Origin of the sequence: Lysinibacillus capsici (assembly GCF_003367505.1) — a bacterium.
Classification (GTDB): Bacteria; Bacillota; Bacilli; order Bacillales_A; family Planococcaceae; genus Lysinibacillus; species Lysinibacillus capsici.
The window spans coordinates 175,449-201,671 of sequence record NZ_PXXX01000015.1; the positions used below are offsets into that span (position 1 = coordinate 175,449).

Here is a 26,223-nt window from a genome sequence, read left to right on the forward strand (position 1 = left end):
AAGTACTAATCAAAATTGAATGATGCTCGAAAGAAAAGTCTTTTGTTCTAGCGAAAATAGGGGAATTTTTATTTTAGGCATTATATATGGTAAGTTTTTAGGAACCTCATTCATTGAGGTTCTTTTTTTATATAATCATGGCAGGAGGTGATTAGATGATTTTATTAGAACGTCAAACATCAGAGACGCAAAAGATGCTAGAGGCACTTGTACAAAGACTTCCTATATCCCATAGTAAATACACATTATATTGTGAGCATTTAAGGCGCCTACAAGCAGGATTCGCTGGTGAACAGTTCGTTGATGCAAAATGGCTTGAACTTGACTTACCATTCCCCCACTATTTTCTTCATGACTTTCAAACAATGAATGACTTCGGTTCTACCCATCAAATGGACACCGTCTTTCTCTGTCCTCACTTTTTACTAATCCTAGAAATCAAAAATATTACAGGCAAACTTTCATACGATGCTTCGTTCGCTCAATTAACACGTACGACCGCAGATGATACGGTCGAAGGCATGACGGATCCATTTCTTCAGCTGGAACGGCATGTAGTATGGATGAAGAAGCTATTACAGAAGGAACGCATTGATTTACCAGTTTTGCATGCGGTGGTATTGGCAACGAAAAATGGTATTTTGACAAAGGGATTTGACGGGCTGCCTATCTTTCATGTGGCAGGGTTACGATTTTATTTACAAAAATGGATGGAGCGGCATCAACCTAGAGTAAGAGTAGACCTTTTGCGATTCGCCAACCTTTTATTATCCCTGCAAACTAAGTTGAAAAAAGAGGTAGAGGTACCGTTTAAGGAAATAGTGAAAGGTGTGCTATGTCCACAGTGTGTTAATGGGCAGCGATTATCGTATCACTATAAAAAATGGACGTGCCCACGCTGTGGATTGGTGGACGATGATGCATTGGTTCGAACATTAGAGGACTACAGGTTACTAGTCGGGCAGCAGGTAACCAATCGAAGCTTCCGCGAATTCTTTGGCATTGACTCTCCCGATTTAGCGTACAAGTTGATGCAACAACTCCCTTTGAAAGCGGAGGGTGTCAAAAAGTATCGGAAATATTGGATTAAGGAATAGAGAACTAAGCGTTACAATTCAAGCGGTCTGAATTGTAGCTTTTAGTGCTGTAGAGAGAAAGGGCGCTTGAAGTAGGTGGATAGAACAGAGAAAGTGGAGGATACGCTTCGTGTAAGTGGATAGATTGCTGAAAGTGACGGATAGAACAAGGAAAGTAGCGGATAGAACGCGCAAAGTGGTGGATAGAACAGAGAAAGTGTAGGATACGCCTCGTTTAAGTGGATAGAGCAGGATACCACTCACCCCCAAGAGCGATGTTTCGCTTATTTCCTACTAGACAAATAGAGTTTTTAGGTATATAGTTAGCTAGGCTAACTAATATAAAAGGAAGTGATAGTGTGACAATTGAACAGGAATTTTTTAATCAGTACCGCTTAATGTATCGGCCGTTTATTAATCAGCTGAATGTGCAGCTTGAACCCTATCAGTTATATAGCTCACAGTGGGCAGTGCTTCGTTTCTTGAATGATAAGGGTCCACATTCATTTGTAGATATCGCGAATTTCATGTCTATAGAGAAGCCAAGTGTCACGAAGCTTGTACATAAACTGGTGGAGCTAGGCTATGTGGAAACGATGACGGGCAAGGATAAGCGTGAAAAGCTGGTACACCTATCAAAGCATGGGGAAGAGCTTGTGCTGGAAATAAAGTCGCATCTAAATCCATTTTTTGAGCAGGCTTTGGCAGGCGTGCCAAAACAAGATATTGACATTGCGACACAGGTTTTAGCAAGAATTTGTATGAATATTAATCAATAGGAGAGAGCAACGTGGAAGCAACCAGAAAGAAACTATGGACAAAAGATTTTTTAATTGTCTCACTTATTAATTTTACCATTACGTTAATCTTTTATTTATTAATGGTTACGATAGCAGCATATGCGGTGGAGCATTTTAATGCCTCTACAAGTACAGCGGGGCTTGTATCGAGTATTTTTATTATCGGGACACTATTAGGTCGTCTTGGGACAGGGCGTATTATTGGAGACTGGGGTAGCAAAAAAACATTATTTTGTGGACTATTATTATTTATGTTATCAACAATGTCTTATTTTATAGCAGGCAATTTACCACTGCTGATGATCAATCGTTTAGTACAGGGGATTGCACTAGGGATTGCCAGTACAGCAACAGGTACCATTATTGCGCAAATTTTACCAGCTGAGCGTCGTGGAGAAGGGATTGGTTATTATAGCTTAAGCGCTATTCTAGCCACAGCCATTGGCCCATTCATTGGAATATTATTAACACAGCTATTTGCAGATTATCGTATGATTTTTGCAGTTGATTCTGTGTTAGCGATTATTTGTTTCTTTATGTATTATATTGTGACCGTGCCAGATGCACCGAAAAAAGCGAAGGATACAGCTGTAAAGGCTGGGTTTAAAGTGACGAACTTTATTGAAATGCGTGCAGTACCGATTGCCTTTGTGGCACTTGTAATTGGCTTTGCTTATTCAGGTGTGATGTCGTTTATGACGTTTTATGCAAAGGAGCTAGATTTAGTATCAGCAGGTAGCTACTTCTTTATTATCTATGCTATTGTCATTTTGGCTACACGTCCATTTACAGGGAAATTGCTTGATACAAGAGGGGCAAATATCATTATCTATCCATGCTTAGTGTTGTTTGCAATAGGCATGTATGCCTTTAGCTCAGCAACAACTACGATTGCCTTTTTAATCGCTGCCGCTTGTATCGGGATTGGCTATGGAAACTTCAACTCGGTGGCACAGGCAATTGCCATCAAAGTAACACCAAATGAGCGTTTAGGACTTGCGACATCTACGTATTTTATTTTTTATGATTTAGGCTTAGGTGTCGGGCCTTATTTCTTAGGCTTATTTGTACCATCTATGGGCTACAGCTCGATTTTCTTCTCGATGGTCTTTGTTATTTTAGTGTCGATTGTGCTTTATTACCTTTTACATGGAAAACATGAAAATTTGAAACAAGCAAAAATTTTGTAGATTAGAATCATTATATTGTAGAAAAAACGTCTTTTTTCTAGTTGTTCGTAAAGAATAACTGAAAAATGACGTTTTTTTCTATTTACAAAAATAGTTGTTGCAATAGATGATGATAATCATTATCATCACAATATAAAACAAATTCGGAAGTAGGTACGAAGTATGAAAAACAAATCATTTTTGTCGGTATTAGTAGCAGGAGGCATTTTAATGGCTGGCTGTGGCAATACAGAAGAAGTAAAAAAAGAAGATAAGCCAGCAACAGAACAGGCGGAGCAAGCTACAAAAGAGGTGGATTTATCTTCTGAATTATCAGCCTATCAACAATTTGCGTTAGAGCAAATGGATCAATTTTTACTAGATACAGAGAAATTTGTGAACCTATTCAAAGCAGGCGATATTGAAGGGGCAAAGGCAGCGTATGCGCCAGCACGTATGTATTTTGAACGCTCTGAGCCAATTGCGGAAAGCTTCGGTGATCTTGACCCTCGCATCGATGGACGTTTAGCAGATATTCAAGAAGAAGGTAAAGGTGAGGAAGAATGGTCAGGCTACCATAAGCTTGAGTATGCTCTTTGGGAAGAAAATACAACAAAAGGTTATGAGGCTGTAGCAGATCAGCTTCTTGCAGATGCGAAGGAATTGCATGCGCTTGTGCAAACAGTGGAAGTGACACCTGACTTAATGATTACAGGTGCAGTAGATTTATTAAATGAAGTATCAACATCTAAAATTACAGGTGAGGAAGAAATTTACTCTCATACAGACCTTTATGATTTTAAAGCGAATATTGAAGGCGCAGAAAAAATCTTTGAGATTTTACGCTCAAAATTAGAAGCAAAAGATTCTACATTAGTGGCAACACTTGATGAAAAATTCAAAGCAGTAGATGATTTATTAGCACAGCATACAACGGCTGATGGTGGCTATATATCTTACGAAGAATTAACGGAGGAAAACACAAAAGCACTGGCAGCAGCGGTGAATCAGCTTGGAGAACCATTAAGTCAAATGGGTATCATTTTGGAGTGAACATAAACAATGACAACGTCAAACGAGGAAAAATTTATAAATAAAAAAATTTCTAGACGTGATATGTTAAAGCTAACAGGTATCGGTGTGGCAGGTGTTGCCATCGGTGCCTCTGGCTTGGGTGGTGTCATGAAAGCAATGGGCTATGATGTCTTTGAGCCAGTAGCAGATAGCACGACGGCTAGCAATAAGGTCAATTTCTATGGCAAGCATCAGTCAGGTATTGTGACACCTGTACAGACGAATATTTATTTTGCTTCTTTAGATGTATTAGTGACATCAAAGAAGGAACTACAAGCGTTGTTCCAGCAATGGACACCCCTTGTTGTGCGTTTAATGAATGGTGAAGTCATGGTCGATGTATCGACAAATACAAGAGTGCCAACTGGCGATACTGGAGAGGCAGAGGGCTTAGATGCATCTAATCTATCCATTACCATTGGTGTCGGGCCTTCATTATTTGATAAACTGGGCATCCAGCATTTAAAACCAGCGGAGCTAAAGGATTTACCACATTTCCCTAAAGATCAGCTACAGAAAGAATACACAGGTGGTGATTTGTGTATTCAGGCTTGTGCAGATGATCCGCAGGTAGCCTTCCATGCTGTTCGTAATCTAGTACGAGCTGCTTCAGGTAAAGTAGAAATAAAATGGTCACAGGCGGGCTTTAACTCGTTTCCAGCTAGTGGAGGGACACCACGAAACCTCTTCGCCTTTAAGGACGGTACTGTAAATCCAGCCATTACGGATGAAAAAGACTTAAATGAGGTCGTGTGGGTGGATAAAGGCTGGTTAAAGGGTGGCTCTTATTTAATTGCACGTAAAGTTCAAATGCATCTTGAAACTTGGGATCGTACATCATTGAAAGATCAAGAGGCAACATTTGGCCGTTACCGCGACAGTGGGGCACCTTTTGGCAAAACAAAGGAATTCGATGATTTTGATGTAGAGGCAAAGGATGATAAGGGCAATTATATTATGCCTGATACATCACATGTCCATTTGGCGCGGAAATCAGGTGCGCGTATTTTGCGACGCTCTTATTCTTATGCGTCAGGCGTGATGTCGAATACAGGGACCCATGATGCGGGGCTAATCTTTATTTCTTTTCAAAAAGATCCAGCCCAATTTACAACCATCCAAAATAGCTTAGGGCGTATGGATAAAATGAATGAGTACATTACCCATCGAGGCAGTGCCGTGTTTGCTTGCTTCCCTGGTGTACAAAAGGGGAGTTATTTAGGTGAAGCACTTTTTAACGCGCTGTAGTATCGTGTTTGCCCTTATGCTGACTTTAGCTTTACCTGTGCAAGCTGCGCAGTCCTATAGTCATCTCTATATTGCGATTAGTGATGCACTGATGAATACAAAGCAGGATAAAGAGGCAGAGGCCAAGCAGGCACTTGAACAATTTGCTATTGATTGGGCTAAAGTATCTTCAGAGCAGAAAGAGGCAAAAGCAAAGGTTGATGAAATCCTTGCACAGGCTACTGAGGCAACGTCCAAGGATGAACGTTTAGAGGCGCTATCCGCACTATCCAATGCATTGCGTGCATTAGAAAAGCTTGAAAATCCAGTGGATGAAGCGGCACAGCGAGCAGAGTTTGGACAAAAATTTAAGCCGATAATGGCAGACTTTGAAAAAGCTTTAGCAAGTGGTGATATTCAGGCCATTGATGAAGCCTACAAAGATTTTAATAGTAAATGGAATAAAAATGAGCGACCTGTGCGTGAACAAAGTATCGCAATGTACGGGCAAATCGAAACACAAATGGCATTTCTTCGTATCTCTATTTCTGCTGAGGAGCCTGATGTAGCGCTTATGCAATCTCAATTTGCTGCTTTAAAGCAAACGATTGAGGATTTTGTAGCTGGTAAAGAAACAGCCGAAGTGGTAGAGGGGGAGTATTCATTAGCGACATTAATTGCCTATATAGATGAGGCCAATGATTTTGTCAATGCTGGTGATTACCAGGCGGCTTCAAATAAAATACGTGAGTTTATTACCATTTGGCCAAGCGTAGAAATTGAAATCTCCACACGTAATGGTAGTCTTTACACGAAAATTGAAAGTGATATGCCGATTATCGCGAGTGATTTATTAAAATCCAACGTCGATCAGCAAGCTATTACCAAACAATTAAATACATTCCGTACTGAAATTGAGCTAATTCAAGGGGATACCGATTACACCATTTGGGACGCTGCGTTAATTTTATTACGCGAAGGACTAGAGGCATTACTGATTATTTTAGCCTTAGTGTCATTCCTTAATAAATCAGGACAAAACAACATGCGCAAATGGATTTATGTCGGAGCGTTTGTCGGCGTTCTATTATCCGCCGTAGCTGCCATCCTTATGTCGACGATTTTAAATTCGGCAACGATTGATACGAATCGCGAGTTAATGGAAGGCTATGTAGGGTTAATTGCTGCAGCGATGATGATCGGTGTGGGTATTTGGCTGCATAGTAAATCAAGCGTGGTCAGTTGGAATCGCTATATTTCCAAACAAATGGGTAATGCCATTTCGAGTGGCTCTATTTTTGCGATGGCTATGATTAGCTTTTTATCGGTCTTCCGTGAAGGTGCAGAAACACTAGTCTTTTATGCGGGGATTGCACCTAAAATGGAAACGTCGCAGTTTATACTTGGAATTGTGGTGGCACTGCTCATTCTTGCTGTACTTGCAGTTGTGTTATTTAAAGCAAGTGGCAAAATTCCAATTCACAAATTTTTTGCAGTAGCAACTATTTTAATTTATGTGCTAGCCTTTAAAATTATTGGTGTCAGTCTGCATACTTTGCAGCTGACAGATAATCTGTCCACAACGATTGTTGATGGCTTACCTGTTATTAGCTTGATGGGCTTCTATCCAACGGTGGAAACAATCATAGGACAGTCTATTTTACTTGTGTTAGTGGCGGCTACTGTGCTTTATAAAAAGAAACAAGCCTAATGAAAAAGGGTAGATGAGCGTAAAACGCCATCTACCTTTTTTTATTGCCAATGAGCAGGTCGTTTTATATAGGAAGGTAATTTAGTCGAACGATCCCCCTGTGCGGCGTTGATTTGCATTTGGGTTAAAAACAGACTTGTTGAAAGATCAGCACCTCGTAAATTGGTATCTCGCAAATCAGCCCCGATGAAATCTACTCCCTGTAAATTCGCATCTTGAAGATTAGCTGCGATTAAATAACTCCCCCTTAGATCAGTCGCTCGTAAATCCTTGCCTTTTAAATTTTTGCCCATCCAATTAGCCCCACGCTGATTCAAGTTTCTAGAAGCCTTTCCCTTCACACTTTGCTGGCGAATTTGTTCGCTAGTTTGGAGCAATAGTGCATTGATCGGCATACGAATAGCTACCATATCCAATGCTAATAAGGTATCTGCATCCTGAGCTATTGTCTGCTGTAGGTGCTTCAATTGAGCAATTAGCTGTTCATAAAGCATATTATCCACCTGATAGGACAAAGCCTCCGCCACATATGCAATCATTTCGTAAAGCTGTTCCATAATAGGAAAAACACGAAACATCTTGTCAGCATGCTCACGAGATTGTCGCCAATCCTGTCCATGAAATGTCACCTGTGAAACCTGTTGACCTGCGCCTAGGCAATCAAAAACGGTACAGCCCTTAAAACCTGTCTCTCGTAGCTGACTATGTATGTGACAGCTATAGTTATCCTGCAAATTAGGACATGGCGTGCCTGCGGGTTTATTGATCGCAAAATCACTAGAAGCCACAATATTTAAAGCGGTACAGCACAAGCCAAAACAGCTTTGACAATCTGCCTGTAGACTGTGTCGGATTTTTGTACCAATGGTTTTTGTCTGATTAGACATCCTCATTTTCCTCTCTGATCTTATCCATTTAGTTACTATTTTAACACTAACAAGCTACCAGTTAAAATAGAGAGCAAACTGTATTTTGAAAGATAGTAGGGGATATGGTATTCTTCTTCAAAAGAGTTGTAAAGAAAAGTGGTGGTGGAACATGGGGTAACGGTCAATGAATTATTACAATTGCCATCTTTTCGTGGCGCAGAGGTGTTAACAGGGCGAGATAATCTGCACCGTACCGTATCATCTCTATCTGTATTAGAGGTATCGAATGTTGATTTTTATTCGAAAATTATTAACCGTGTACAGGAGGAATGGTATGCAGAGGAGCTTGTCATTAGCTCCTTTTACTCCATTCGAGATAGTGTGGAGCAGCAATGTGAAACGATACAGCATTTACATGATTTAGGAGAGCTGGGGCTTATTTTATATTATGTCGGCATTGTATTGCCTGATATTCCAGAAGAAGTGCTTGCGTTAGCGGAGGCACAAGGCTTTATTATCATTTGTATGCCGCGAAATGATTATTCACTGCGCTATAACGAGGTTATCTATGAGGTTATGGAAGCGATTGTTAGTAATCAAGGCGTTAATGATCATTTTGTCAAAGAGACATTAGAAAAGGTATCGTTACTACCTGAGCATTTAAGAAGTGTTGAAATTACACTGAAAATGCTTTCAGATCGTTTAAAGGCGAATATTGTGCTCACCAATAGTCATTTTGACATTGTGAACCAAGTGATGTGGCCACGAAATTCATCATTAGATGTAGCGAATGTCATTGAAGAATGCTCCCAATCCAATTTTCAGAGGGAAGCAGGCAAGCTCGAGCTGCTAAGAAGTGATGTCGCCTGTGTCGTAGACTATAAAAGAGTACATCAAAAAAATGGCGAGCCGCTATTTTTATTTCTGATTAAAGAAAATACAAAATTACCTGCTAAGACAATTGAAAAAGTAAGTGAGGTTGTGCAAGTAGCCATAAATTTATGGGGAGACAAGCATGATGAGGTTAGTGAATATGCCTTAGTTAAAGCTATTATCAATGACGAAGGGGAGAAAATGAGAAGATTAGCCAATCTTCTTCATATTGATGTTTCCGCCATTCAAATGATGTGGCTTGTCTACATGCATGATTTAGCAGACGAAAAAAGAATTCGCGATGAATTAGAAGAGCAACTGTCCAAATATTATCAAACAAGAGTCATCCAATGCATTGACCATTGTATGATTGTACTGGTAGGCAATTGCTTTTATAAGTATCATGAGTTTGAGATTGCCATTGAATATAGTGAAACTACTCAGTATGATGCCCAAATCGCAGAAATTGTTTATGCACCTAAAATGAGAAATACAAAGTCTGTTCGTCAAATGTATCAATTGGTCAATCAGGTGGGGGACAAAGCCCATACGATTTATCCGATGCGAAAATTGTTTACTGCAGCGGAAGTGCGCTCCATGAAAAGGGCAATTGATGTCAGTAAGCAGGGCGAGGAAATGATTGAAGAATATTTGTCTGTAATTGAACCCATTATACGTGACCATGATGCCTTGCAGACATTGATAACCTTTTTATTAGATGCAAATGCTAGTGTGGAGCGCTGTGCAGAGCTCCTCTATATCCATAAAAACACGGTGAAATACCGCATCAAAAAAATTAGTGAGCTGATTGGCACAGATGTTACCGTATATTCGGAATTTTATGATGCCTACATGGCTTGCATGCTATATCGATTGATTAATGATTAGAATAATCTGAAATTTTGTCATTTTGAACAAAATTTCAGATTATTTTTTTCATTTGCGCAAAAGACTCAACTCCTACCTATCTTCTATAATTAAAAACATTAATCCATCACCAAATAAGGAGGGAGTCACATGCAAAATGAAAATAAAGGTCAATCTTGGTATAGCTTAGGCATTATTTGGGCTGGTGCCATGATTTGTATTCCCAGTTTATTAGTCGGTAACGCACTGATTACCAATATGAGTTTATCAAAGGCACTGGCTGTTGCTTTTGTAGGCTATGCTATTGTCGTGATCATCATGATTTTGCAAGGCATGCAAAGCAGTGATTTAGGAAAGCCCACTGTCCATATAGCAGGACAAGTGTTTGGAAAAAAGGGCTCTCGTACAATATTATCCATTATCTTAGCTATTGCTTGCTTAGGGTGGTTTGGCATTCAGGCCAATGTTTGTGGCGTAGCCTTAGCAAACTTATTAGCAATCTATCATTTGAATATACCCATTCCAATCGCTTCATTCATTAGTGGTATGGTTATGGTCGTATCCGCACTTTATGGGATGAAGGTGTTGCGTATTTTAAGCTATATCGCCGTACCATTGCTCGTCATCATTTGTCTGTATGGTTTAGGTCAAATATTAACTGGTGAGCAACTACAGCTCGTTCGGGATTATCAGCCACAGGGCAATATGAGCTTTATGGATGGTTTAGCTGTAACGATTGGGTCCTTTGCATTAGGGGCTGTTATCGCGGGTGATTATTCGCAATTTTCAAAAAAGCGTTCAGACGTTTTCAAAGCCGCTACATTAGGGATTATTCCTGCAGGGGTGCTAATGATTGCTGTGGGAGCTGTCTTAACGATTGCCTATCAAACAAGTGATATTACAGCAGTCTTTCTGCATATCGCAACACCCTTTATTGGTGGAGTGGGTCTGATTTTAGCAACATGGAAAACCAATTTGGTCAATGCAATTTCAGGTGGAATTGCCTTAATTAATGTATTTGATGTTGCTAAAAACAAAGAACGATTAGCCATAGGTGTGGCGGGTACAATTGGCACAATCTTAGCCGTTGTAGGGATTTTAAATTATTTTACACCTATCATGTCAATTTTATCGGCGATGATTCCGCCTGTTGCAGGGGTGATGATTGCTTCCTACTGGGTCATTCATAAAGGCAAAACAGATAGCTGGCAGGAAGTTGAAGGGGTCAATCGATTAGGTGTATTTTCTTGGCTAGTAGGTGCTGTAATTGCCTGTATGCCAGTGGTATTTTCCTTATTCCCTGCATTGCCAGCACTACCAAACCAACCGATGATTGGCATCATTATTTCATTCGTGATTTATTATGTTGGGTATCGTGTATCTGTACAAAAAACGGTCATATTGGAGGAACATAGATGAGATATTTAGATCAGGCAGCTATTGAACATATTGCCATAGGGGCAGCATTTTTAGGAACAGGTGGGGGAGGAGATCCCTATATTGGAAAATTAATGGCGCTTTCTGCTATCGAAAAAAATGGCCCTGTAAAATTGTATTCAGTGGATGAAATTGCGGATGATGATTTTTTCATTCCAGCCGCAATGATGGGGGCACCATCAGTTTTAGTAGAAAAATTCCCACGTGGCGATGAGTTTGTTAAGGTTTTCCAAAAGCTTGCCCAATATTTAGGGAAAGAAAAAATTGCAGGTACCTATCCAATGGAAGCAGGTGGGGTCAATTCGATGATTCCTATTGTAGTAGCAGCACAGCTTGGCTTACCATTGATTGATTGTGATGGCATGGGGCGTGCATTTCCGGAATTACAAATGGTGACATTCCACTTAGATGGGATTTCGGCAACGCCAATGGCCATCACTGATGAAAAAGGGAATATTGGTATTTTTGAAACCATTGATAATAAATGGACCGAGCGTATCGCCCGAACAGCAACAGTAGAAATGGGCGCTAGTTCTTTAGTGAGCCTCTACCCAACAACGGGTGCGCAAATTAAACAAAGCGGTGTTCATCATATAGTGACGCTTTCTGAAAAAATTGGTGAAATTATTGCCTCGAAAGACCAAGAGGTGAACGATAAGCTACAAAGCCTTTTAAAGCTTACGGATGGATATGAGCTTTTCCAAGGAAAAATAGTGGATGTTATTCGTGAAACGAAGGGTGGCTTTAACCTAGGTAAAATGAATCTTGAAGGTATTGAATCTTATAAAAATGATCAAATGAAGGTTCATTTCCAAAATGAAAACTTATTAGCTGAGAAAAACGAGCAGGTTATAGCGATGACACCAGACTTAATTTGTTTGGTGGATTATGAAACTTTATTGCCTGTTACAACAGAGAGCTTAAAATATGGTAAACGTGTGCGTGTGATTGGCTTACCAGCACATGAAAAATGGCGTACAGCAAAAGGTATTGAAACAGCTGGACCCAAATACTTTGGCTATGAATATGAGTATACGCCAATTGAGGAATTAGTGAAAAAGGAGGTAGCAGAGCATGTATAAAATTGGAATCGATGTAGGTGGAACAAACACAGATGCCATCCTTTTAGACCATAATAGCCAGCTTATTTACAGTGTGAAATCACCAACAAGCTTAGATATTAAAACAGGGATTGAAAAGTCACTGCAACAATTACTAGAGGGTGCAAATATTGACAAAACAAAAATTACCCATGCGATGTTAGGGACAACACAATGCACCAATGCCATTGTTGAACGTAAAAAGCTAGCAAAGGTTGGTGTCATTCGACTAGGTTATCCAGCGACGGCTTCCGTACTCCCTTATACAGCTTGGCCAGCGGATATGATTGATAAATTATCTGGTAATTATGCCATTGCCCATGGTGGTTATGAATATGACGGCCAATTATTGAGTGCGCTTGATCAACAGGAAATTACAAAACTACTAGAGGAATGGCGTGGTCAAGTAGAATCCATTGCGATTGTTGGTGTCTTTTCCTCTATTAAAAATGATCAAGAATTGCAGGTTCGTGAATGGATTCAAGAAGTCTATGGCGAGGAATTTCCAATTTCCTGCTCCTCATTAATAGGTTCAGTCGGGTTAATAGAACGTGAAAATGCTACGATTCTAAATGCTGCATTATGTAAGGTGATTGAGACAACAACACAGGGCTTTGTACAGGCGTTACAAGCGGAAGGCATTTTTGATGTAGAGGTGTATCTATGCCAGAATGACGGTACATTAATGTCTATCGACTACGCCAAGCAATTCCCAATTTTAACAATTGCCTGTGGACCAACAAATAGTATCCGTGGAGCATCGTATTTATCCCAAATTCAAAACACAATGGTATTGGATGTTGGGGGTACCACTTCAGATATCGGTGTATTACAGGATGGTTTCCCGCGAGAATCCTCGGTCGCAGTTGAAGTGGGAGACATTCGGACAAACTTTAGGATGCCAGATATTATTTCAGTCGGACTTGGCGGGGGAAGTATTGTTCGTGTGAACGGCAACAAAATTACAGTTGGGCCGGATAGTGTAGGCTATAAAATCAGTGAGGAGGCCCTTGTTTTCGGTGGCTCGACCTTAACGACAACAGATATCGCTGTCCGTTTAGGCTTAGCAGATGTAGGTGATTCCACGTTAGTGGCACATATTGATGAAGCCTTTGCCAAAGCCGTTCAAGAAGAAATTTCTTCGTTACTAGAACAGGCGATTGATAAGATGAAAACTTCCTCAGAGGATGTGTCACTAGTCTTAGTAGGGGGTGGTGGTATCATTGTGCCAGAAAAGATTCGGGGCGTTTCCACAATTGTAAAATCTGAATACGGTGGTGTTGCGAATGCCATCGGAGCCTCGATTGCACAAATTAGTGGTCAATATGAGCAAATTTATATTTATTCCAAAGAACCGCGTGAGGAATCCTTAAAGGATGCACAAAACAAGGCTGTGAAACAAGCCGTATTAGCAGGTGCTCTTGAGGATACCATTGAGCTAGTGGAAGTAGAAGAAACACCTCTCGCGTATCATCCAGAAAATGCAACAAGATTGAAGGTAAAAGTAGTAGGGAAAATGGTGTAACAGTCAAAGGAAGAGTCCTAGTTAAACAGGGCTCTTCCTTTTATTAATTGCTCAAATGAATGAATCACTGCATCAGGTTTAATGTCAGTAGAATTCGTGAGCCGATGAGGATTGTACCATATGCCCTTCATCCTTGCTTGCTGACAACCAGCAATATCTTTTGCTAAGTCATCCCCAACGAATAAGGCTTCATTTGGCTGAACTTGGAGCTGATGTAGAGCTAATTCAAATATGCGTTTGTCAGGCTTAGTTAAGCCTACTTCCTCAGAAATAAGAATAATATCAAAATAGCTAGCTAAACCTGTATGTGTGATTTTAGCCTTTTGTCGCTGTGTAGAGCCGTTTGTGATAATGCCAACTTGTACTTGCTTCTTAATCGTTTGGAGAACCTTCAACATATGTTGATCGATAGAAAAGCAATATGGAAACTGCTGATCCCAAAAATCTTGCATGTCATGGCGAGGTAATTGAAAGGTTGATGGAAACGCATCAAAAAACGATGATAAAACATTGGTTTTATCGGCAATCCCATAGTCTCTTTTATCGTATTCCTTAAATTTTTCCAGCATGTCCTTTTTGAGCATACCCTGAATAGCACCATAGTATTTTTCCAAAATAATATAAAACAGGTTATCGACAGCATGATCTCGATTAAGTAAGGTATCATCTAAATCAAATAGTATCGCTTTCAACGAGCTTCATGTCCTTTCTTGCTCATCAAGAGGTTTTCGTTTATGTTTTTCATTAATAATTTTTTTGTTTAGGATCGTAACCTTGCCAACCATGAGCAACCTCATATCTTCCACAATATACTTAGCTAGCTCTTCGTCCGATATGTCATCTCCATCAATATCAAGGCGAAAATCCTGCCCTTGTATGCCACCACCATTGGTAAATTCAATTTCAAAATCAAAGACAACTTTTTTATCCATTCAAGTACCACCTTACGCTTAGTGTTAGAGTGCTATCCATATATTCTGTGTTTAATAGGTGAATACCTTCTTTGAGCATAAGCGTAATTGTTGAGTAAACAAAATTTCCTTTTTCTTGTATTTACCACTTGCCAACAAAAAAGTCATAGTGTAATATGTGACTAGTACACTATGACACGAGGTGTTGTGATTGAAAAGCTTTACAGGACTTTTAAAAAAAGAATGGGTACTTTATCGCTCATGGTTTCTAGTAGGGATATTTATGGGACTTATGCTATCTTGGATCGTTCCATATATCTTACATCAGTATGTCGATCTCTTTGCACATGAGCATCAGCTAGCATTTGCATTTACGATGCTCGTCCTTTTTCTAGGTGGATTCTATTCTATCTTACAATTTTTAGCATCGATGCGTTTGGATATTAAAGCAAAGGAGAGCTGGCTCCATTCAACAAGCTCTATCACAAAGCTTATCGGAGCAAAATTGGTTTGCTCATTAGTAGGTTATGTCCTCTTCACTATCCTTTTCACGAGTATAGCCATTTTCAATATTAAGGATGAGCTGATCGCGAGCGCTGGACAAATTTTATTAGTTTTGGTAATAATTGTTATTATATTGGCGATTTTACAATTAATGCTATTTATCGTTCTTTTATTCTTTTTAGCTTTTTATTTGCAATTGAAGCGCATAATAGGTCGTTTTTCAATTGTGCTGACAATGATTGTGTTTTATGTAACCACAGCTGGTTGGGCGCGGGTAACGGAGAGTCAGCTGTATCGAACGATCTTCCTCCATGGAGAAGTTTCGCTTCAAAACATCGAACACTATCTACCAAAAGCGAAAGAAATGACGATGGAATGGATGCTTGGCTCGATATATGTCGTTGAGGAAATAGCCATTACGTTATTATTACTACTGCTGTTTTTAGCAGCATCGAAGTGGCTTGAAAGGGTGGTTTTACGATGACGATGGATTTTTCGCGTGACAAACCCATTTATAGCCAGCTTGTCGATCGAATTTGTGGAGACATTTTGAAGGGGAAGTTGGAGCTAGGTGATCGACTTCCCTCTGTTCGAGAATATGCAGTAGAAACAGGTGTCAATGTCAATACGGTGCAACGTGTATACAAGGAGTTAGAGGCAATGAATATAACGGAAACCAAACGAGGACAGGGTACATTTATTACGAGCAATGAGGAGCGCATTGAGTTATTGCGGGAAGAGATGAAAAATCAGCTGGCTGAAAATTTTTTAACATCGATTGAGGCATTAGGCTTTTCGAAGGAAGAGATGCTTGTGGTTTTGAAAAATAAAGCGTGAGGTGAAGGGATGTTACAGCTATCAAATGTATCTTTTCAATATAAGAAAAAGCCAGTTTTACAGGATCTATCCTTCTCCTTTCCGATTGGACAAATCATTGGACTAGTTGGAGAAAATGGTAGTGGTAAATCTACGCTTATGAAAGTTTTAGCTGGTTTACTGCGACCCACTGCTGGTGAGATCACACTAGAGGGTAAGCCAGTCACACGTAGAAGTGCTGACAAAATTGCTTATTTACCAGATACAGATTTGTTTTTTGAGTACTACACGGGTGAACAGCTTTTCCAGCATTATGCTTCGCAATTTGAAGATTTTTCCTATGACAAAGCCTGTATCGTCGCACAATTTTTACAGGTAGATACGCGCACAAAGCTACGCCAATTATCAAAGGGTAATCGTGGTCGTATGAAAATGGCTGCCACCCTTGGACGAGAGGTTCCTTATTATGTCATGGACGAACCATTTGCTGGGCTAGACCCAATTGTGAGAGAGCAGCTGATTAAAGGCTTAATTCAATTTACGGACATCGAAAATCAAACGATTTTGCTATCCACACATGAATTATATGAGGTAGAGCCTATTTTAGATCAAATTATTTTATTGCAGGCAGGATCAATCATGGCCTACGAGAATGTGGAAACATTACGCGATGTGGCTAATAAGGATGCAGTTGAGTGGATGAAAGGGTTTTATCGTCCTTCAGTAAAAGACAGCTAAAGGTGAAGAAAGAATCGTCAATAAAGCAATGTTGTCGTGCCAGACTGCATAATGCTCAGGCGAAATAGATTAGAAAGGGTGAAAAATATGACAGAACCGATTGTACAATTGCAAAATTTATCGAAAACTATTCGAGGAAAGCAATTAATTCAACAGTTAAACATTGATTTATATCCAGGCCAAATTACAGGATTTTTAGGACCGAATGGAGCGGGGAAAACAACAACAATCCGAATGATGACAGGGCTTATGCATCCAACAGAGGGCAATGTCATCATCGACGGGCTTTCACTGAAGGAGCATTACGAGGAAGCCATTAGTAAGGTTGGTGTGATTGTTGAAAATCCAGAAATGTATAAATTTATGTCAGGCTATAAAAATTTACTACATTTTGCACGTATGCATAAAAATGTAACAAAGGAACGAATTCAGGAGGTCATTCAACAGGTTGGGCTCGAAAATCGTATACATGAAAAGGTCTCTACATATTCACTTGGTATGAGACAACGACTAGGATTAGCCCAGGCGTTATTGCACAGACCGAAATTTTTGATTTTAGATGAGCCGACGAATGGCTTAGACCCTGCTGGTATTCGTGAGTTTCGTATGTACCTGCGTAAGATTGCTTCAGAAGAGGGCGTATCCGTCTTTGTCTCAAGTCACTTGTTATCAGAAATTGAATTGATGTGTGATCGAGTGGCTGTGATTCAAAATGGGCAGCTGATTGATCTGCGCGATATTCATAATGAAAGCTCATCGTTTTATTATGTGGAGGCACAGCCAAAAGAGCAGGTGTCTGCTTATCTGGAACAGTGTGACTTTAACTTTGTAGCAGAGAATCAAGGCTATGTGGTGGAAATGAAGAAAGAGGATGTCCCAGCTATGACTACACAACTAGTCCAAGCGGGTATTCAATTATTTGCTGTACAGCCACATCAAAAAACATTAGAGGATCAATTCTTAGAAATGACTGGAGGCGGACAAATTGCTGAAGCTAATTCAAAATGAGTGGATGAAATTATGGCATAAAAAAGGAACATGGGCAATGGTGGCCATGCTGATTCTTGTCATTCTTGTTCCTGCTGGAATCACCAAATATTATGAAGTAAAATCCCCGACGGAAGGCTCTTGGCAGGACATAGAGCAGGATGCCATTCAATCTTATAAAGAGACGCTAGCAGGTGAAGATTTAACGGAGGAAGATAAGGCATACTTTCAAGAGCAGATGGCTATTTCTGAATATCGTTTAGCGAATGATGCACCAAGTCAAAAAGATAGTAGTCTTGCAAGCTTTATGTCCTTTACAAGTGGTATGCTTACGCTTGTTACTTTATTTACAGTCATTACCGCAGCTAGTATTGTATCGAGCGAATTTTCAGCAGGGACGATTAAAATGCTCTTAACGCGTCCAATGTCCCGTGCAAAAGTGTTAACGTCTAAATTACTGACAACATTCCTTTTTGGTTTGTTATTGTATGTGGTCAATGTTGTGGTAAGTGCCCTTATCGGCTTAGTCTTGTTCGGCATGGGAACAGGTGTGGAATTAGAAATGGTCAATGGACAGGTCGTTGAAAAGGCTGTATGGAGAGATTTAGCCTATCATTACCTATTATCTGGTGGCGATTTTGTGATGTCTACATTATTTGCCTTTTTGATTGGCTCAGTATTCCGTTCAAGCTCATTAGCAATCGGTTTAACGATGTTCCTTTCTTTTACAGGCGGCATGATAGTTATGTTTTTAAGCCGATACGACATCGTCAAATATATTTGGCTCACACATTCTGATTTAACACAGTATGAGCATGGTGGTGGCTCCATGATTGCTGATGTGACGTTGCCCTTCTCATTAACAGTACTTGCTATATACGCAGTAGTTTTCCTTGTCATTAGTTATTCAACCTTTATGAAACGTGATGTCACGGCATAAGCTAAAGAAGAACTGTGCCCTAATTTTGGATTAGGGTGCGTTTTTTTTGTTTAACATCACGAAATATTAAAAAAGTATTTATTTTTTTTTGAATTGCGCCTATAATAATAGCAACTTAGTGAAAACGCTTTTTTTTTACTAAAGTGGTCTAGACAACTATACCAAAGGGGGATAATGAATGTTTGCTTTCTTACAAAAAATCGGTAAGTCGCTCATGTTTCCAATCGCAACATTACCAGCAGCAGCATTACTATTGCGTTTAGGTTCAGCGGATATGCTTGGGGCCGTACCGAATGAAGCCATCCAGTACATTGCTAGTATTATGGCCGCTTCTGGTAATGCTATACTAGGGAATTTACCAATTATTTTTGCTATCGGTATTGCGATGGGGTTTGCACATGATAGCAGTGGTGGCGCAGCTCTAGCAGGTGCGATTGCGCATCTTGTTTTAGTCGCCGTTTTAGGGACTGTTAACGAAGAATTAAATATGGGTGTGTTTGGTGGTATTATTGCCGGTATTACGGCAGGCTTATTATATAACAAATATTATAATGTGAAATTTCCAGAATGGTTATCATTCTTCGGTGGACGGCGCTTTGTACCGATTATTACGTCCATCACCATGGCAATTTTAGGTAGTATTTTAGCGTTTGTTTGGGGACCAATTCAAGGTGGTATTGATGCTGTCGGTAATTGGATGATCGGTGCAGGATCACTTGGCGTAGGGATGTATGGCTTCTTCAACCGTCTATTAATTCCAGTGGGTCTCCACCATGTAATCAATACAATTATTTGGTTTGATTTCGGTGAATTTACAAATGCAGCAGGCGAAATCGTGAAAGGGGATATCAACCGCTTCCTTGCAGGAGACACAACAGCTGGACATTTCCAAGCGGGTTTCTTCCCAATTATGATGTTTGGCTTACCAGCAGCCTGTCTAGCAATGTATTTTGCGGCGAAAAAAGAAAAGCGTCCAATCGTTGGAGGGATGTTCGTTTCTATCGCTTTAACAGCCTTTTTAACGGGTGTTACAGAGCCTATTGAATTTTCCTTTATGTTCTTATCACCAGTTCTTTATGGTATTCATGCTGTATTAACAGGTATTTCTTTGGCTGTGGCCTATCTCGTTGGATTCCGTGACGGCTTTGGGTTCTCTGCAGGCTTAATTGACTACTTACTCAACCTTGGTCTGGCAGATAAACCATGGCTCTTATTACCTTTAGGTTTAGGCTTTGGGGCGATTTACTTTGTGGTATTCTATTTCTTAATCAAAAAATTAGACTTAAAAACACCAGGACGTGAAGACGATGAGGATGAGGATGGCGAAGTAAATGCTATTGCTGATGATGTCGATTTACGTGCATATTATACAATTGAAGCATTAGGTGGAAAAGACAATATTAAGCAAGTGGATTATTGTACAACTCGCCTACGATTATTAGTACAGGATTCTGCTAGCGTCGATGAAAAAACATTGAAGCAAACAGGTGCAAGAGGAGTTATGCGTATTAGTAAAACCAATGTCCAAGTAATCATTGGGACATCCGTGGAGTTTTTAGCTGAAGCCATAAAAGAACGTTTGAAAAAAGGCAATCCAGCACCAGCCAATGTAGGACTTCCATCAGCTCAGCCTGTCATGGAAGAAACGGTGAAGAATGACACGATGACATTCCGTGATTTCGAAATGCCAATGACGGGTGATTTATTGCCTTTAACAGAAGTGCCTGATGAGGCATTTTCAGCAGGCTTGATGGGCCCAGGTTTCGGGATACGTCCGACAGATGGAGCAGTCTATGCACCATTTGATGGTCAAGTAGTGATGGTGTTCCCAACAAAGCATGCAATTGGCTTAAAATCTGATACGGGCATTGAAGTATTAATTCATGTAGGCTTAGATACGGTCAAACTAAATGGTGATGGTTTTGAACTGTTCGTTACAGATGGTCAAAAAGTTAAGCGTGGGGATACGTTATTAAAAGCAGACCTTGTACAGATTGAAGGGCAAGTACCTTCTGTCATCACACCAGTTGTCTTTACAAGCTTAATGGGGCAAGAGATTACACTTGAAAAGACTGGCTATCAACGAGCAGGCTCAACGAATATTATTACAATGAAGAAGTAACAACTAATGGGGCTGTTAGCGAAGGTATACAGAGGCAATGAGCTATTGCACACGGATGCCCTTTCGACAGCCCTTGTTCAAGAAGGAGATGTTTTTCTTGAGTTTACTCATTCGAAATATCACAGTAGTGAATGGCAAGGGACGAGATGAACAGGTAGATGTATGGATGAAGGATGGTAAAATTGCGCAAATTGCTCCTCAGCTTGATATCCACGATGTAGAACAGCTTGATGGTTCAGGGAAATTTTTATTGCCAGGATTTATTGATATGCACATTCATGGATCCGCTCAAATGGATACGATGGATGCTTCTGATGAAGGGCTTCATACGATGGCTCAATCCCTTTTAAAAGAAGGAACAACAAGCTTTTTAGCTACAACGATGACACAAAGCTATGACAACATTGAACGAGCTATTGAAAATGTAGCACAGTTCCAGCCACAGCCAGATGAAGCAGAGGTACTTGGTATTCATATCGAAGGGCCATTTGTTTCAAAGCAGCGAGCAGGGGCACAGCCTCTTGAATATATTGTCGAGCTAGATTTAGATATATGGACAAAATGGCAGCAACTAAGTGGCCATAAAATTAAGCAAATTACGCTAGCACCAGAAGAGCCGAATGGCATGGCAGCTGTGCAAAGTATTTCTGCTAGCGGTGTCATTGTTTCAATTGGTCATTCGGATGCTACCTTTGAGCAAATGCAACAAGCGGCTCAATTAGGTGCCACACAGGGGACACACTTATACAACCAGATGCGTCCATTCCACCATCGAGATCCAGGTGTAGTTGGCGGTGTCCTGCTGCTAGATGCGATTAAGGCAGAACTGATTGTTGACTTTATCCATATGCATGAAGGCGCGGTGGAAATGGCTTATCGCTTAAAGGGAGCAGACGGGCTTATTTTAATTACAGATGCGATGCGCGCAAAGGGAATGCCCTACGGAGCATATGATTTAGGCGGTCAAACAGTTCATGTGACAGAAGCAGGTGCCCATTTGTCAAATGGATCGTTAGCAGGCAGTATTTTAAAAATGGATCAGGCTGTACGGAATATGCATCACATTACGAATTGTACGCTGGAGGAGCTTGTCAAAATGTCCAGCTTTAATGCTGCCGAACAATTGAAGCTAGGTAATAAGGGTCAGCTTATACAAGGCTTTGATGCGGATGCAGTGATTTTAGATGAACAATTAAAGCTCCACCAAACGATTAAGGCGGGCAAGGTCTTATATGATGCAAATTCAAGTGGACAATAGTTACTAATATGCAGCAGGTATACAAACATCTTGCATGAAACGATGGAAATGAAAAGGTGATAGAACATGAATACCTATTTTCAACAAGTAAATCGATATTTAACAATGGTGGCACAGCAGGAAAGCAACCAACTTATGCATATTGCCAAGCAAATTGTTAAACGTCTCACAAAGGGAGGCATTATCCAGCTCTTTGGCTCTGGTCATTCCATGCTATTAGCACAGGAATGTTACTATAGAGCAGGTGGCTTAGTGCCTGTCAAACCGATACACATAGAATCGTTAATGCTACATCAGGGTGCACGGCAATCCTCACAAAATGAAAAAAAACAGGCTTTTTTAGCCACCTATAAGGATCAGCTGCAATTTGATGACCAAGATGTTTGTATCATCATTTCAACCTCTGCCAATAATCCAGTGCCCATTGATATGGCTATCTATGCAAAGGAAGCGGGCGCTTTGACTATTTCACTCCAATCACTGGAATATCAGCACCAGCCGTCGCGCCATCCGTCAGGCAAGCGTTTAGAGCAAGTAGTAGATGAAGTATTGAATACGCATGTGCCATTAGGTGATGGTGTGTTAACCGTTGACCAATTGCAATATGCCCCTGTATCAACGGTGTTAGGTGCGACTTTATTAAATGCTTTATTCGCTCAAATCATTGAGCTTATGCATGCACAGGGCACTAGTGTACCAGTGTTTGGTAGCAGTAATTTAGGGGAAACTAATAACGATGCGCTCATTGATCAGTATGGTCAGCGTATTCATTTCTAGGATACAAAGGAGGATATGTGGTGAAAGTAAAAAGATTTTCCTCAATGGATGATTTATATTCACATGCAGTAGCGACCATCGTGGAAGCCAAAAATAATGGCGCCACAACGTTCGGGTTAGCTACTGGTGGAACAATGGAACCACTATATGCTAAAATCTGTAAAACAGATATTGATTTTTCACATTGTATTAGCTTTAATTTGGATGAGTATGTTGGGCTTGAGGCAACTCATCAGCAAAGCTACGCCTATTATATGAACAAACATTTATTTAACCAAAAACCATTTTTAGCATCGTATTTACCAGATGGATTAGCAGTAGATCCTTTAGTGGAAACAGCTCGCTATGAAGGATTACTGCAACAATATCCCTTAGATTTCCAACTGCTTGGTATCGGTCAAAATGGTCATATCGGCTTCAATGAGCCTGGTACGTCATTTGCTTCTTTAACACATCTTGTAACACTCGAAGAATCTACTCGTCAAGCTAACGCGCGTTTCTTTTCATCCATTGACGAAGTGCCAACACAGGCATACACGATGGGTATTCAATCGATTATGCGGGCAAAATGCATTTTGTTACTCGCAGTGGGAGAAGCTAAGCGTGAGGTGTTAGAGCGTTTACTGGCATCTGATTATACAGAAGACGTACCTGCAACTGCTTTATCGAAACATCCAAATGTAATGGTTTTAACAGACTTACAAGAAGAGGAGAATAAATTATGAAAACACAACAATTTACAGTAGTCGATCCTTTAGGTATTCATGCACGACCAGCGAGCCAGCTTGTGGCAAAAGCAACACCATTTGCTTCATCTATAGAAATACGTACAGAAGAAAAAGCAGCTAACTTGAAATCAATCTTAGGTGTGATGGGATTAGCCTTAAAGCAAGGTTCACAATTTACACTTGTTGTAGAGGGGGAAGACGAAGAGCAAGCATTAGCAGCACTAACGACACTCATCACGGAAATGGGGCTTGCACAATGACACGACTCACTGGTATTGCCGCTTCAGACGGCATTGCCATTGCGAAAGCATATCGTTTCGTCCAACCAGATTTAACATTCGCTAAAACAACTGTTCATGATATCGAGGCAGAGCAGAAACGTTTAGCAGCCGCTCTTGCCAAAGCAGAGCAAGAACTGATTGTCATTCGACAGCAAACATTAGAAAAATTTAGTGCAGAAGAAGCCGCAATTTTTGAGGCACATTTATTAGTGGTTCATGATCCCGAATTAATTGGGCCTATCAATCAAAAAATTGCAGACGAAGCGGTAAATGCGGAGTATGCATTGCATGAAGTAACCTCTATGTTTGTGGCATTATTTGAAGGTATGGATGACGAATACATGAGTGCCCGTGCATCAGATATTAAGGATGTGACAAATCGCATATTAGCACATTTACTCGGAGTACATATTCCAAATCCAAGCAATATTAACGAACAGGTAATTATCGTAGCGAATGATTTGACACCTTCAGAGACAGCCCAATTAGATCGCAACTATGTTCTCGGTTTTATTACCGATATTGGTGGGCGTACATCCCATTCAGCCATCATGGCTCGTAGCTTAGAAATCCCAGCAGTCGTAGGGGCAGGGGTTGCTACGACAACAATTCAGGATGGCGATACTATAATTGTTGACGGTTTGACGGGTCAAGTCCTAGTGAATCCAAGTGCCGATGTGATTGCAGACTATCAGGAAAAGGCACAAAAATATCGGGTACAGCAGGCGGAATGGTCTACTTTAGTGAATGAGCAAACCGTTTCTAAAGATGGCGTGCATGTTGAGCTAGCGGCTAATATTGGATCGCCAAATGATTTGGATGGTGTATTGCGTCATGGAGCAGAGGGAATTGGCTTATATCGAACAGAGTTTTTATATATGGGCAGAGAAAATTTACCCTCTGAGGAAGAACAATTTACAGCGTATAAAACAGTCTTGGAAGGAATGAAGGGCAAGCCCGTTGTTATTCGAACACTCGATATTGGTGGCGACAAGCACCTGCCATATTTACCTTTGCAAGAAGAAATGAATCCATTCCTTGGTCACCGTGCCATTCGTCTATGTCTTGACCAGCAGGAGTTATTCCGCACACAATTGCGAGCACTACTGCGAGCATCTGTCTACGGAAACTTAAAAATTATGTTCCCCATGATAGCGACCATTCAAGAATTCCGTGCGGCTAAAGCCATTTTGCTTGAGGAAAAGGAAAAGCTGATAGCTGGAGGGATTGCAGTAGGCTCTTCCATCGAGGTCGGGATGATGGTTGAAATTCCCTCGACAGCCGTAATGGCAGATATTTTTGCCAAAGAAGTGGATTTCTTCTCCATCGGGACAAATGATTTAATTCAATATACAATGGCGGCAGATCGGATGAATGAAAAAGTTTCCTATTTATATCAACCATATAACCCAGCCATATTACGTTTAATTCAAATGGTCATTAAAGCTGCCCATCAAGAAAAGAAATGGGTAGGAATGTGTGGAGAAATGGCTGGCGATGAGCATGCTGTTCCACTATTGCTAGGCCTAGGCTTAGATGAGTTCTCTATGAGTGCTACGTCTATTTTAAAAACGAGGGCCTTGCTAAAGCAATTATCTGTCCCAGAGATGCAGACTTTAGCAACAGAGGCATTACAGCTAGCGACAGCTGAAGAAGTGCTGGAAAAAGTAAAGCAAGCTGTGAAATAGGATAAAACAAAAACCCATCTACCAACAAGTAGATGGGTTATTTATTATTGGCTGAAAGAGTCAATGAATATCGGTATTTCTAATAAATCCTCCACGATGGCATCCGCTTGAACATGTTGCCATTGTTTATCTTTTTTCCAAATGCCCTTCATTCCCACATGTTGAGCACCTTTGACATCATTCACAGGATGGTCGCCGATAAAAACACATTCATGAGGAAGGACATTCAGCTTTTCGATGGCATTTAAAAACAGTTGAGGATCGGGTTTTTTCATTCCTGCCCATTCCGAAACTAAAATGACATCAAAATAATGTTCAATTGCTAATGCCTTTATATTGTCCATCTGAAAATGCCCATAGCCATTCGTAATCATGCCTAAAGCCAACTGATCCCTTTTCAATTGTTCTAGCATAGGGATAAGGTTAGGAAAAGGGACACAGCTATATTTAAATTCGTTTAGGTAATCTTGAAGAAGTTCTTCCCACGTAATATGAACAAGGTGAAATTCTTCTACCAATTGCTGATAGACATGGTCCTTCCAAACGTAGCCCCGCTTATCTAATTGGATAAAACGAGCTATATATTGTTCTTTTGGAATGGAACCTAGTACTCCCTTTAATCGCTCATATTGCTGCTTAATGAAGAGTTCGACAGATGCATCTCTATTTAATAATGTTCCGTCTAAATCAAATAATGCCGCTTTCATCATCATCCTTTTCGCCCTCCTATTTGATCATAAAAAAA

25 protein-coding genes are annotated in these 26,223 nt (G+C 40.4%); 21 read left to right on the forward strand and 4 right to left on the reverse strand.

Going from position 1 to position 26,223, the window contains the following annotated elements:
* Positions 1 to 155 precede the first annotated feature (155 nt).
* From C7B89_RS14215 to C7B89_RS14240, 6 genes are all read left to right on the forward strand, one after another.
* Positions 156 to 1,097 carry a nuclease-related domain-containing protein gene (locus C7B89_RS14215; RefSeq protein ID WP_115673963.1) on the forward strand — a complete coding sequence of 314 codons (942 nt, stop codon included), beginning with the start codon at positions 156 to 158 and terminating at the stop codon, positions 1,095 to 1,097.
* A 338-nt stretch (positions 1,098 to 1,435) separates the two neighbouring features.
* Complete coding sequence (locus C7B89_RS14220) at positions 1,436 to 1,855, forward strand: MarR family winged helix-turn-helix transcriptional regulator (protein ID WP_054550884.1); 420 nt, start codon at positions 1,436 to 1,438, stop codon at positions 1,853 to 1,855.
* An 11-nt stretch (positions 1,856 to 1,866) separates the two neighbouring features.
* Positions 1,867 to 3,066, forward strand: coding sequence for an MFS transporter (locus tag C7B89_RS14225; RefSeq protein ID WP_054550885.1), 1,200 nt, complete (start codon positions 1,867 to 1,869; stop codon positions 3,064 to 3,066).
* A 162-nt stretch (positions 3,067 to 3,228) separates the two neighbouring features.
* Positions 3,229 to 4,098, forward strand: a complete 870-nt coding sequence (gene efeO / locus C7B89_RS14230) for an iron uptake system protein EfeO (RefSeq protein WP_048390316.1) — start codon at positions 3,229 to 3,231, stop codon at positions 4,096 to 4,098.
* Between the two features lie 9 nt (positions 4,099 to 4,107).
* Positions 4,108 to 5,367, forward strand: a complete 1,260-nt coding sequence (gene efeB / locus C7B89_RS14235; RefSeq protein ID WP_048390318.1) for an iron uptake transporter deferrochelatase/peroxidase subunit — start codon at positions 4,108 to 4,110, stop codon at positions 5,365 to 5,367.
* Positions 5,342 to 7,057: an FTR1 family iron permease gene (locus tag C7B89_RS14240; protein WP_115673964.1), complete on the forward strand. Its 1,716-nt coding sequence runs from the start codon at positions 5,342 to 5,344 to the stop codon at positions 7,055 to 7,057. Before efeB ends, C7B89_RS14240 begins: the two co-directional genes overlap by 26 nt.
* A gap of 41 nt (positions 7,058 to 7,098) precedes the next feature.
* Here the strand turns inward: C7B89_RS14240 and C7B89_RS14245 are convergent, their stop codons facing one another.
* Positions 7,099 to 7,944 carry a pentapeptide repeat-containing protein gene (locus C7B89_RS14245; protein WP_115673965.1) on the reverse strand — a complete coding sequence of 282 codons (846 nt, stop codon included), beginning with the start codon at positions 7,942 to 7,944 and terminating at the stop codon, positions 7,099 to 7,101.
* A gap of 138 nt (positions 7,945 to 8,082) precedes the next feature.
* On the opposite strand from C7B89_RS14245, the gene C7B89_RS14250 reads away from it, so the two are divergent.
* From C7B89_RS14250 to C7B89_RS14265, 4 genes are all read left to right on the forward strand, one after another.
* Positions 8,083 to 9,687, forward strand: a complete 1,605-nt coding sequence (locus C7B89_RS14250) for a PucR family transcriptional regulator (RefSeq protein WP_115673966.1) — start codon at positions 8,083 to 8,085, stop codon at positions 9,685 to 9,687.
* Positions 9,688 to 9,816: 129 nt separating this feature from the next.
* On the forward strand, positions 9,817 to 11,085 hold the full coding sequence (locus tag C7B89_RS14255; RefSeq protein ID WP_112117837.1) for a cytosine permease: 1,269 nt from the start codon (positions 9,817 to 9,819) through the stop codon (positions 11,083 to 11,085).
* The gene (locus tag C7B89_RS14260) at positions 11,082 to 12,185 is read left to right on the forward strand and encodes a DUF917 domain-containing protein (RefSeq protein WP_103117851.1); all 1,104 of its coding nucleotides are present in this window, start codon (positions 11,082 to 11,084) and stop codon (positions 12,183 to 12,185) included. The genes C7B89_RS14255 and C7B89_RS14260 overlap by 4 nt, the downstream gene beginning before the upstream one ends.
* Positions 12,178 to 13,728 (forward strand): hydantoinase/oxoprolinase N-terminal domain-containing protein, encoded by a 1,551-nt coding sequence (locus C7B89_RS14265; RefSeq protein WP_054550891.1) that lies wholly within the window; start codon positions 12,178 to 12,180, stop codon positions 13,726 to 13,728. Before C7B89_RS14260 ends, C7B89_RS14265 begins: the two co-directional genes overlap by 8 nt.
* A 17-nt stretch (positions 13,729 to 13,745) precedes the next feature.
* On the opposite strand, the gene C7B89_RS14270 is transcribed toward C7B89_RS14265, so the two are convergent.
* A complete protein-coding gene (locus C7B89_RS14270) occupies positions 13,746 to 14,420 on the reverse strand; it encodes an HAD family hydrolase (protein ID WP_115673967.1) in 675 nt (224 codons plus the stop codon).
* Between the two features lie 6 nt (positions 14,421 to 14,426).
* The gene (locus tag C7B89_RS14275; protein ID WP_115673968.1) at positions 14,427 to 14,660 is read right to left on the reverse strand and encodes a cyclase; all 234 of its coding nucleotides are present in this window, start codon (positions 14,658 to 14,660) and stop codon (positions 14,427 to 14,429) included.
* A 190-nt stretch (positions 14,661 to 14,850) separates the two neighbouring features.
* Here C7B89_RS14275 and C7B89_RS14280 point away from each other — a divergent pair, with 190 nt between their 5' ends.
* From C7B89_RS14280 to ptsP, 11 genes are all read left to right on the forward strand, one after another.
* On the forward strand, positions 14,851 to 15,627 hold the full coding sequence (locus C7B89_RS14280; protein WP_115673969.1) for a hypothetical protein: 777 nt from the start codon (positions 14,851 to 14,853) through the stop codon (positions 15,625 to 15,627).
* Positions 15,624 to 15,980: a GntR family transcriptional regulator gene (locus C7B89_RS14285; RefSeq protein WP_048390347.1), complete on the forward strand. Its 357-nt coding sequence runs from the start codon at positions 15,624 to 15,626 to the stop codon at positions 15,978 to 15,980. The genes C7B89_RS14280 and C7B89_RS14285 overlap by 4 nt, the downstream gene beginning before the upstream one ends.
* A gap of 9 nt (positions 15,981 to 15,989) precedes the next feature.
* Entirely contained in the window at positions 15,990 to 16,697 is a 708-nt protein-coding gene (locus tag C7B89_RS14290) for an ABC transporter ATP-binding protein (protein ID WP_066037440.1), read from the forward strand.
* A gap of 87 nt (positions 16,698 to 16,784) precedes the next feature.
* Positions 16,785 to 17,705: an ABC transporter ATP-binding protein gene (locus C7B89_RS14295; protein ID WP_009370928.1), complete on the forward strand. Its 921-nt coding sequence runs from the start codon at positions 16,785 to 16,787 to the stop codon at positions 17,703 to 17,705.
* Positions 17,683 to 18,624 (forward strand): ABC transporter permease, encoded by a 942-nt coding sequence (locus C7B89_RS14300; protein ID WP_115673970.1) that lies wholly within the window; start codon positions 17,683 to 17,685, stop codon positions 18,622 to 18,624. Before C7B89_RS14295 ends, C7B89_RS14300 begins: the two co-directional genes overlap by 23 nt.
* A 178-nt stretch (positions 18,625 to 18,802) precedes the next feature.
* The gene (gene nagE, locus C7B89_RS14305) at positions 18,803 to 20,746 is read left to right on the forward strand and encodes an N-acetylglucosamine-specific PTS transporter subunit IIBC (protein ID WP_115673971.1); all 1,944 of its coding nucleotides are present in this window, start codon (positions 18,803 to 18,805) and stop codon (positions 20,744 to 20,746) included.
* 97 nt (positions 20,747 to 20,843) lie between these two features.
* Entirely contained in the window at positions 20,844 to 22,004 is a 1,161-nt protein-coding gene (gene nagA, locus C7B89_RS14310; RefSeq protein WP_115673972.1) for an N-acetylglucosamine-6-phosphate deacetylase, read from the forward strand.
* A 66-nt stretch (positions 22,005 to 22,070) separates the two neighbouring features.
* Positions 22,071 to 22,781, forward strand: coding sequence for a sugar isomerase domain-containing protein (locus C7B89_RS14315; RefSeq protein ID WP_103117860.1), 711 nt, complete (start codon positions 22,071 to 22,073; stop codon positions 22,779 to 22,781).
* Positions 22,782 to 22,801: 20 nt separating this feature from the next.
* Positions 22,802 to 23,506, forward strand: coding sequence for a glucosamine-6-phosphate deaminase (locus tag C7B89_RS14320; RefSeq protein WP_103117861.1), 705 nt, complete (start codon positions 22,802 to 22,804; stop codon positions 23,504 to 23,506).
* Positions 23,503 to 23,769, forward strand: a complete 267-nt coding sequence (locus C7B89_RS14325; protein ID WP_004229305.1) for an HPr family phosphocarrier protein — start codon at positions 23,503 to 23,505, stop codon at positions 23,767 to 23,769. The genes C7B89_RS14320 and C7B89_RS14325 overlap by 4 nt, the downstream gene beginning before the upstream one ends.
* Positions 23,766 to 25,478 (forward strand): phosphoenolpyruvate--protein phosphotransferase, encoded by a 1,713-nt coding sequence (ptsP, locus tag C7B89_RS14330; RefSeq protein WP_115673973.1) that lies wholly within the window; start codon positions 23,766 to 23,768, stop codon positions 25,476 to 25,478. Before C7B89_RS14325 ends, ptsP begins: the two co-directional genes overlap by 4 nt.
* Positions 25,479 to 25,522: 44 nt before the next feature.
* Here the strand turns inward: ptsP and C7B89_RS14335 are convergent, their stop codons facing one another.
* Positions 25,523 to 26,188 (reverse strand): HAD family hydrolase, encoded by a 666-nt coding sequence (locus C7B89_RS14335; RefSeq protein ID WP_115674036.1) that lies wholly within the window; start codon positions 26,186 to 26,188, stop codon positions 25,523 to 25,525.
* Positions 26,189 to 26,223 lie beyond the last annotated feature (35 nt).

Coding starts and splice junctions, on each gene's coding strand:
- C7B89_RS14215 (WP_115673963.1), top strand. CDS start 156: ATGATTTTATTAGAACGTCAAACATCAGAGACGCAAAAGATGCTAGAG.
- efeO (WP_048390316.1), top strand. CDS start 3,229: ATGAAAAACAAATCATTTTTGTCGGTATTAGTAGCAGGAGGCATTTTA.
- efeB (WP_048390318.1), top strand. CDS start 4,108: ATGACAACGTCAAACGAGGAAAAATTTATAAATAAAAAAATTTCTAGA.
- C7B89_RS14245 (WP_115673965.1), bottom strand. CDS start 7,944: ATGTCTAATCAGACAAAAACCATTGGTACAAAAATCCGACACAGTCTA.
- C7B89_RS14255 (WP_112117837.1), top strand. CDS start 9,817: ATGCAAAATGAAAATAAAGGTCAATCTTGGTATAGCTTAGGCATTATT.
- C7B89_RS14260 (WP_103117851.1), top strand. CDS start 11,082: ATGAGATATTTAGATCAGGCAGCTATTGAACATATTGCCATAGGGGCA.
- C7B89_RS14265 (WP_054550891.1), top strand. CDS start 12,178: ATGTATAAAATTGGAATCGATGTAGGTGGAACAAACACAGATGCCATC.
- C7B89_RS14275 (WP_115673968.1), bottom strand. CDS start 14,660: ATGGATAAAAAAGTTGTCTTTGATTTTGAAATTGAATTTACCAATGGT.
- C7B89_RS14285 (WP_048390347.1), top strand. CDS start 15,624: ATGACGATGGATTTTTCGCGTGACAAACCCATTTATAGCCAGCTTGTC.
- C7B89_RS14290 (WP_066037440.1), top strand. CDS start 15,990: ATGTTACAGCTATCAAATGTATCTTTTCAATATAAGAAAAAGCCAGTT.
- C7B89_RS14295 (WP_009370928.1), top strand. CDS start 16,785: ATGACAGAACCGATTGTACAATTGCAAAATTTATCGAAAACTATTCGA.
- nagE (WP_115673971.1), top strand. CDS start 18,803: ATGTTTGCTTTCTTACAAAAAATCGGTAAGTCGCTCATGTTTCCAATC.
- C7B89_RS14315 (WP_103117860.1), top strand. CDS start 22,071: ATGAATACCTATTTTCAACAAGTAAATCGATATTTAACAATGGTGGCA.
- C7B89_RS14325 (WP_004229305.1), top strand. CDS start 23,503: ATGAAAACACAACAATTTACAGTAGTCGATCCTTTAGGTATTCATGCA.
- ptsP (WP_115673973.1), top strand. CDS start 23,766: ATGACACGACTCACTGGTATTGCCGCTTCAGACGGCATTGCCATTGCG.
- C7B89_RS14335 (WP_115674036.1), bottom strand. CDS start 26,188: ATGATGAAAGCGGCATTATTTGATTTAGACGGAACATTATTAAATAGA.